Here is a 7,828-nt window from a genome sequence, read left to right as displayed (position 1 = left end):
AGTATTTTATTAAGGTTATTCTACTATAACAGAACTATAATTGTTAGTGGTAATTTATCCATTGGATAAACATTCCTTCATGCTTTTGCCGTGAGATAAATGAATCCATAGATAAAAACATATTATAAACCCCAAAGCTGGAATTATCAAGTTACGAAAAATCTTTTTCTCTCTTTTTGTAAAAAAGTAATATACAATAACTGAAAGATTTACACACATGAAGTCGGCAAGGCCGCCAAAATTCATCAATTCTGCAACCGTGGAAATAGGCAGAAGCAGTGCACCTACAATACTTATGGAACACATAAGCATGATATTGTAAACAGGCGTGTTGAATTTAGGATGAAGATGGGTAAAAAACTTTTCCGGGAGCACCTGATCACGCCCCATTCCAAACATAAGCCTGGAGGCACTTGACTGCCCTGTGAGTCCCGCTGTTAAAGTAGATATTATAACTGCCACTGTATACAAAGTTGCCATTGCAGGACCACCAGCCTTTTTGGCTATATCAAACAAAGCTGCATCACTTGAGGGAAATGTAGTAACATCCGGCCACAGAAGCTGTGCTGCATAAGCTTGCACTATAAAAAGTATTCCACATATAAAGCAGGATAATATAGCTGCTTTCCACATATCCCGTCTGGGATCTATTGCTTCCTCTGAGAGTGTGGTTATGGAGTCAAAACCCAGAAAAGAAAAACAGGCCATTGCAGCACCTGAGATTATAAGTGTAGTAGAAAAATTCTCACTGTCAAAGAAGGGTTTTATAGAAATTAAAGTTCCCTCTCCCGCCCCCTGAGAAACAGCTTTAAAACAGGAAACAATAAACACAATTACTACGATTCCCATAAATAAAACCAGAATATTGTTGGTTTTAGCTGCCAATTCTATGCCCACTATATTTATTGCAGTAATAACAGCCGCAATTATGAGCACCCAAACCCAATATGGGATGGACGGCACACACTGCAGTAGATCTGGTTCATTATAGTCAGTTCCGCATCATGAAGCTCTTTTGTGGCAGCACAACAGCCGTCTTCGGGAAGTATCACCTCAAAGCCTGCATCTGCAAGGCTCCTTACTGTAGATGCCACGCATTGATCTGTAACAACTCCAGTACATACCACATATTCAATGCCCATGTTTCTCAAAATTCTTTCATAATTGGAGCCATAAAGTACACTGTCAGTGGTTTTTTCAACTACAATTTCATCTTTTAAAGGCTTGAGTTCATCTATAATCTCAGCCCCATAAGTTCCAACAGGAAGAAGTATATTATTCCATCCAGGTCTTCTCTGTACAGGAGATCTGTCCCTTCCATCCTTATGGTAACAGGCTATCCTCCCATAAGTGACTTCCATTTTATTTTTTCTAAAAAAATCCAAAAGTTTTTTATTATTTGGAATAACAGTATTCTCTAAACGATCATAAAAATATTTCCAGCTGTCCCACATTCCTTTCTCTTTGGCAATCCTGGCATCTCCAAAATCCTTCTTCACAAACTGATTCTGCATGTCCACAATAAGAAGTGCAGTCTTTTCTGGATCAGGTTTAACCAAATTGCCCTCAGCAGGAACAAATTCATAATACAAAGTTTTATTTTCCATAAATATTCATCCTCCATAATTCTTCACAGTTTTAATAGCTTAATAATTTCACATAATATTACTGTATAACTTTACTTCATTAAAATATAGCAGTTTTTTAAGTACCTATCAAGTATCTGCCCCGTACCACAAAATCCCATTTTAAAAGGAATTTATATTATTTCTAATCATTTATACTCCAGTATAAAAACAGAGGCTGAGGAAAACCTATACTTAGGGAGGCGATATATTTATGCATAATAAAATAAGAAACAACAATAAAAAAGAAGATGGTAAATTTAAAAAGAAGCATATAAATCACGATCCTCAAGCTGAAAGCTCAAGAGCAAAATTCGGCTCTCCATCGAAAAAACACTTAGATTAACCTCTAAAAATCAATAGTTTATAATATTAAGAATAATTCCATATTTTATGGATATATTACTAATTGATAAATTCTTTCATTTTATTAGTCCTATAACTCAGTACCTCCAGCTTCTCGATATGCTCCTCCTTATGATAAAAGGGAAGCATATCATTGGGCTGGGGGTTATTTTTATTAACTATACATAATAAAAAATAAAGCCCCGTTTCCGGGGCAATAACTACTGCTTTACCTATGATGTACTTGAGTAATTGGTCTTGGTACTGCTTTATGTGCTACCTTTGGTGCTACTTTATGTTTTGACTTATTTATCGGTTTTACTACTCCTTTGTGAACTGGCTTCGGTGCTGCTTTGCGAACTGGCTTTGGCGCTATATTGCGAACTGGCTTCGGTGCTGCTTTGCGTACCACCTTATGGACTGCTATAGGTGCCTTAGTAGGACACGCTTGAACCGTTGTAGCAAATCCTGTACTGAAAAATAATGGTGCAATAACCATAGCAGCTGATATTACTTTGTATTTCATCTTTAACATTTTCTTGTACCTCCTAAACTAAATTATTTAAAGTTAAATTTAACTTTAAATATAGTATATATACCCACTATGGTTAAAGAATGTAATAACATTGTTATTTTCGTGTGATAAGAATTATTTTTGTCACTCGTTCCCCTCTTCCTCTAACATTCACTCATAGGACTTTCCTTTATAGTATTAAAAAAGAGCTCCAAAAAATTTGGAACTCTTACACAATTATAACCAATTTGTATTCAATCATCTGATTCTCACTCATATTATCTAAACCTATATTTTTTTAAAGGTATTATCATATTTCTGTAGAATTATCACTTTATAAAAGGAGGTGATAATTATGAGCACGGATTTTGCCAAGATAAAAGCTACAATCGAAGATAAAATAAACAAAAAATTTATAAGTACCGACCTTAGCGACCAAGAAATAGAAATGATTAAGCAAATCCAGTTATATTCACTTGATATAGTTATTGACGTTCTAAAAGAGTACGAAACTTCTCAAACTTGTCATCCGTATTACCCACTGCGTTTCGAGTAATAACTTCACTATCTAGTTTAGTTTCTTTAGACTTCTCTTAAATGTGTTTCTTACTTCTATCTTTCAAATTTTCATTTATAAGATAATTTCAATTACTAGTGCTAATCATTAAAAAAATATTATTATTCTATAAAATATACTAAATTTAAACATTATAAACCTCAACTAAGATAAGCACCCATCATTTAGGGTGCTTATCTTACATCACATCTTTAAAAAGGAGTCTAAATTTACATAGAATCTTGTTGTGGTTGCATTTAAGTTTAACGTGCCCTGCAACCACAGACACTAATATACACCTGTAACTATTTTTAAAGAGAATGATTAATTTATGTAAACTAAGGTTATCCCTTAGAATATTTATAATTATATAGAATATTTGTTACATCCCAATGTCTCATTCATAAACTATTTGTAAACATCATAAAAATAAGCATCCTAAATGACAGATGCTTATTTTGTGTGATTAAACTAAGGGAGATCTATTGACTAGATATTCTATGGTGGTTGCATTTAAGTTTATAGTGTCCTGCAGCCACAGACACTGCCTTGGTAATTACCATTACTTTTTTCTCTTGTATATGTAAACACATTATTTTTCACTTTCGCTAAGGTTTATTTCCCTAGGACACTTATAAGTATATATGATTTTTATTACGGCTTAGTGTCACTCAAGTTAACTATTTGTAAATATTATGAAATTTTAAAGACAATCTGCTTTTTATCTATATTTGCCTCACAATTTTTACGGACTTAAATTTTATTAAATCATACTTTTTCAACACTTTTATCTTCTTTAACCCAAAATAATATAATGTTCAATTTTCTTATTACTGGCTGAATTTTAGCAATTCTATCCCTATGTTCCTCATTGTCTGGAAATGCCATCGCTACTTCCGTGTTGGGTCCATGATACTTTGAAATAGTTTCACAAGTTTTCAATAAAGCATTAGCAACGTGATCTTTAACTTGATTACCATTAAACGGTTTGCCATATCTGTTTGTTGTTAATTTAGAACTTGTACCACCTTTAGCCTCGATGTAGATTTTAATACCATTTTTTTCTCCAACTATATCTATTCCTTTCTGAATGGTATTTAATTTTTGATTTATCGTATATCCTTCATTTTCAATTGCCTTACACGTTGCATCAACAACATCATTTTCTGTCAACATCATTATTTCCCATTTTATGATAAAATAAATTAATTACAGATATTTTCATATCATGAGAATCTCTATATTATCTTATACAAAACTTTTAAATTTTGTATATTATAATACACTTTATAACAAAAATAAGCCTCAGCTTAAATAAATAACCCGAGGCTAAATTTATTGTGCTGGTTGTACTGGATGCGCAGGAGCTGTTACACTAGCTGTGCTTTGTGCAGGAGCCACAGTAACTAATTACTTCTTCGACTGTTTTAATAATAGCCTCTATGCTCGGAAACATGCTTGGGAATTTGGCCTCTTTATTTTCAACAAATATTACCCCATCTTCTTTAAGTATTTTCACATTTCTTTGTACACTTGGTTTACTGTACATTGTCGGGTTAATATGAGTTGCAAAAACAATAGGCGAATTTGTTGATAATAGATTTGTAGTAAGAAGATTATCTGCTATTCCATTTGCTGCCTTTCCAATGGTATTAGCAGAAGCTGGTGCAACAAGCATTAAATCAGATTTAAACGACAGTGACTGATGATTCATATCATAAGCCTTTGGAAGTTCAAACTGCTCAATCTGGATAGGCGTTCCTGCCTCTCTCTGTACCATAAGTGGTGTAACAAAATTAACTGCGTTTGTCGTCATAACTACATGTACCTGTGCACCACGCTTTCTCAATTCCCTAATTAACGTAATTGATTGGTATGCTGGGCTACATGCCGTGATTCCTAAAGTTATTATTTTTCCTGATAACATATTTACTCCTCCATTTTCATATAATTTTATCTGTACTTATTAAAATTCGAATCAATAATCTTTGTGATCTGGTGAAAGATAACTTATCTCAAAGTTAATAATAATCTCATTTCTAAAAATAGCATTTACTTCTACAAATTAATATTATCATATTTTTTAATATTTATGGCAAAAAATAAAAAAAGCTACCTCTAGCTGCTATTTTGCTCTGTATTCTATGATAATCTCCTCCTATTTAAGTAAAATCATATTTGCTGTATTATCCAAGTCTTACATTTGATTTTCCAGTGGTTTAATATCACTAAAGATAAGAAAATTACCCTCCTTAATGCTATCTTCCTCAATTAATATTTTATCTTTGTTTTGGTCAATTATGTTTTGCTTTTCAGCACCATCTTTGTATTGAAATTTATACATTTTAGTTTCTCCTAATCTAACATAACAGTCGTATAATTATTATAATAGCTTATATCTAATTGCAATCTAAAATTCCTAGTATTCGAAACATACGACATATCAGAATTTTGCGCCCATGTACATATCTCTATTAGCTCCCTAGCATTTACTCCAAAATTTTGTGCTGCTGAAAACCAAGAGTCTGAACCAGTTTTTCAAGGTTTGCTCATTTATGCCTAAATCATTTGACACACTGTTTACAAATCTACCTTCTTCTACTACAAGCCTTACAGCATCTGCTCTGAATTCTGTATTATACCTCTTACCATTACCTGACATTTCTTATCCCCTCCATATGATTATTATAGCTAACTCATATATGTTCATCAATTCGAATATAGGCCAAATCCACAATGTTGCAAGTTGTTGTACTTTAGTAATTTGGGGTTCAATTCCTAATAGGTAATCTAAAATGGGTACAACATACTGGGAAGGTGGACCAACATGACTGTTTCAATTCCTCATAGGTATCCTAAAATCATCAATCAAGTTGAAAAACACCCTGAATTATCTGCGTTTCAATTCCTCATAGGTATCCTAAAATCAAAGATGATTGAACACATATTCAAGATGGAAGATGTGTTTCAATTCCTTATAGGTATCCTAAAATCAGGGAGGCCATAGTAAATGCAGCCGAGGAATATTTAAGTTTCAATTCCTTATAGGTATCCTAAAATCGGGTTCACAGCAGAACATTAATATAGTTGATTCTCTTAGTTTCAATTCCTTATAGGTATCCTAAAATCCCATCCTTACATGTCACCTCACCTACCTAATACATATTGTTTCAATTCCTTATAGGTATCCTAAAATCAGCCAGGACAGAAGCAAATTTGATGTTCAGCCATTGGAGTTTCAATTCCTTATAGGTATCCTAAAATCAATACAGAAAACAAGTACCATGGAACAAGGCAGAAAGGTTTCAATTCCTTATAGGTATCCTAAAATCGGGGAGATTGCAAGGATAGAATAAGCCAATATATTTGGTTTCAATTCCTTATAGGTATCCTAAAATCTCCAATTGTCAGCAAAATTTTTGTATGTCTTGCCAAGTTTCAATTCCTTATAGGTATCCTAAAATCTTAAACTAATTTGGAGGTTAGATATGCGAATACAAAGTTTCAATTCCTTATAGGTATCCTAAAATCGCTTTCCCGGAGGTGAAAGGGTATGTATAAAAACCAGTTTCAATTCCTTATAGGTATCCTAAAATCTTAAACTAATTTGGAGGTTAGATATGCGAATACAAAGTTTCAATTCCTTATAGGTATCCTAAAATCAAACGCAGAGACAGTTCTAAAGAACATAGAAGATGGTTTCAATTCCTTATAGGTATCCTAAAATCGGTGCGGTTTGGATAAACGGTGACCCGATAGAAGAAAGTTTCAATTCCTTATAGGTATCCTAAAATCCGGCATAACGGAAGGGCCACAAGAAAGATTTGGTGGGTTTCAATTCCTTATAGGTATCCTAAAATCCTTGTCTATCTTGCATTCTCCAAAGCTGTTATAAGGTTTCAATTCCTTATAGGTATCCTAAAATCTACATTCTTTTAGATTATCTGTAGCTTTCTGTGTATGGTTTCAATTCCTTATAGGTATCCTAAAATCATGCTATAGGCGATGCTTTTAAAACTGGTAAATTCCCGTTTCAATTCCTTATAGGTATCCTAAAATCCTACAGGCTGTCCATTCTTGTCTACCATACCATCAATAGTTTCAATTCCTTATAGGTATCCTAAAATCTGAATTATTACTTTCTTTATTTTGAATATTCTGCTTAGTTTCAATTCCTTATAGGTATCCTAAAATCCCAAGATGGAAATATGGGTTGATGATGAAGGACTCAGTTTCAATTCCTTATAGGTATCCTAAAATCAAAAAGAATTTAAGCTTAAAGAAGGTAAATAGGAGGAGTTTCAATTCCTTATAGGTATCCTAAAATCACACCTGTTGTATTATTTGGCAGAGAACCTTTTACAGGGTTTCAATTCCTTATAGGTATCCTAAAATCCTTACAGATAGAATATTAGAGCCTAAGGTTCGTAGTTTCAATTCCTTATAGGTATCCTAAAATCCCCTTATCTTTACTTTTATTATACACGCACGTACGTGGTTTCAATTCCTTATAGGTATCCTAAAATCCTAGGGAAAACAGTTTGCCAATTGGAGTGGTGCAGAAGTTTCAATTCCTTATAGGTATCCTAAAATCGCCTCTGGGCTATGCCCTTTCTGAACTATTCTCCGGTTTCAATTCCTTATAGGTATCCTAAAATCTTCTTATAACTCTCTTCGAATAAGTCCAACCCAGATGTGGATCTATGTCAATAAAGTAGACACATTTTTTGAATTTTTGAACTGAATATATTTTAATTTTCAAATAGCCCTTAACTATTTTAATTCAAT

General features: G+C 33.2%; 9 protein-coding genes and 1 CRISPR repeat array. Of the genes, 2 read left to right on the top strand and 7 right to left on the bottom strand.

Features of this window, described 5'->3' with window-relative positions; translation table 11 throughout:
* Positions 1 to 54: 54 nt before the first annotated feature.
* Together LN736_RS18525 and LN736_RS18520 are read right to left on the bottom strand one after the other, a co-directional pair.
* A complete protein-coding gene (locus LN736_RS18525) occupies positions 55 to 936 on the bottom strand; it encodes an APC family permease (RefSeq protein ID WP_229982187.1) in 882 nt (293 codons plus the stop codon).
* Complete coding sequence (locus LN736_RS18520; RefSeq protein ID WP_229982186.1) at positions 927 to 1,607, bottom strand: cysteine hydrolase family protein; 681 nt, start codon at positions 1,605 to 1,607, stop codon at positions 927 to 929. Before LN736_RS18520 ends, LN736_RS18525 begins: the two co-directional genes overlap by 10 nt.
* Positions 1,608 to 1,839: 232 nt before the next feature.
* Here LN736_RS18520 and LN736_RS19065 point away from each other — a divergent pair, with 232 nt between their 5' ends.
* Positions 1,840 to 1,971 carry a CPC_1213 family protein gene (locus tag LN736_RS19065; RefSeq protein WP_268253966.1) on the top strand — a complete coding sequence of 44 codons (132 nt, stop codon included), beginning with the start codon at positions 1,840 to 1,842 and terminating at the stop codon, positions 1,969 to 1,971.
* 228 nt (positions 1,972 to 2,199) lie between these two features.
* Here LN736_RS19065 and LN736_RS18515 read toward each other — a convergent pair whose 3' ends face one another.
* The gene (locus tag LN736_RS18515; RefSeq protein WP_179978545.1) at positions 2,200 to 2,505 is read right to left on the bottom strand and encodes a hypothetical protein; all 306 of its coding nucleotides are present in this window, start codon (positions 2,503 to 2,505) and stop codon (positions 2,200 to 2,202) included.
* A gap of 334 nt (positions 2,506 to 2,839) precedes the next feature.
* Between LN736_RS18515 and LN736_RS18510 the strand changes: the two genes are divergently transcribed.
* Entirely contained in the window at positions 2,840 to 3,040 is a 201-nt protein-coding gene (locus LN736_RS18510) for a hypothetical protein (RefSeq protein WP_150356314.1), read from the top strand.
* Positions 3,041 to 3,808: 768 nt separating this feature from the next.
* Here LN736_RS18510 and LN736_RS18505 read toward each other — a convergent pair.
* The 4 genes from LN736_RS18505 to LN736_RS18490 all read right to left on the bottom strand — a co-directional run bounded on the left by LN736_RS18505 (position 3,809) and on the right by LN736_RS18490 (position 5,702).
* A complete protein-coding gene (locus tag LN736_RS18505) occupies positions 3,809 to 4,213 on the bottom strand; it encodes a hypothetical protein (protein WP_150356315.1) in 405 nt (134 codons plus the stop codon).
* 202 nt (positions 4,214 to 4,415) lie between these two features.
* Positions 4,416 to 4,967, bottom strand: coding sequence for a flavoprotein (locus LN736_RS18500; RefSeq protein WP_150356316.1), 552 nt, complete (start codon positions 4,965 to 4,967; stop codon positions 4,416 to 4,418).
* A 270-nt stretch (positions 4,968 to 5,237) separates the two neighbouring features.
* Positions 5,238 to 5,384 (bottom strand): hypothetical protein, encoded by a 147-nt coding sequence (locus tag LN736_RS18495; RefSeq protein WP_179978544.1) that lies wholly within the window; start codon positions 5,382 to 5,384, stop codon positions 5,238 to 5,240.
* 138 nt (positions 5,385 to 5,522) lie between these two features.
* Positions 5,523 to 5,702 carry a transposase gene (locus tag LN736_RS18490; protein ID WP_179978543.1) on the bottom strand — a complete coding sequence of 60 codons (180 nt, stop codon included), beginning with the start codon at positions 5,700 to 5,702 and terminating at the stop codon, positions 5,523 to 5,525.
* A 106-nt stretch (positions 5,703 to 5,808) separates the two neighbouring features.
* A CRISPR array of direct repeats spans positions 5,809 to 7,699; the repeat unit is 30 nt; unit sequence GTTTCAATTCCTTATAGGTATCCTAAAATC.
* Positions 7,700 to 7,828: the final 129 nt, after the last annotated feature.

The sequence above is a fragment of the Clostridium aromativorans genome, assembly GCF_020908015.1.
GTDB classification, from domain to species: Bacteria; Bacillota; Clostridia; order Clostridiales; family Clostridiaceae; genus Clostridium_B; species Clostridium_B aromativorans.
The sequence above is the reverse complement of the archived record's forward strand: the minus strand, read 5'-3'. Positions and strand labels throughout refer to the sequence as shown.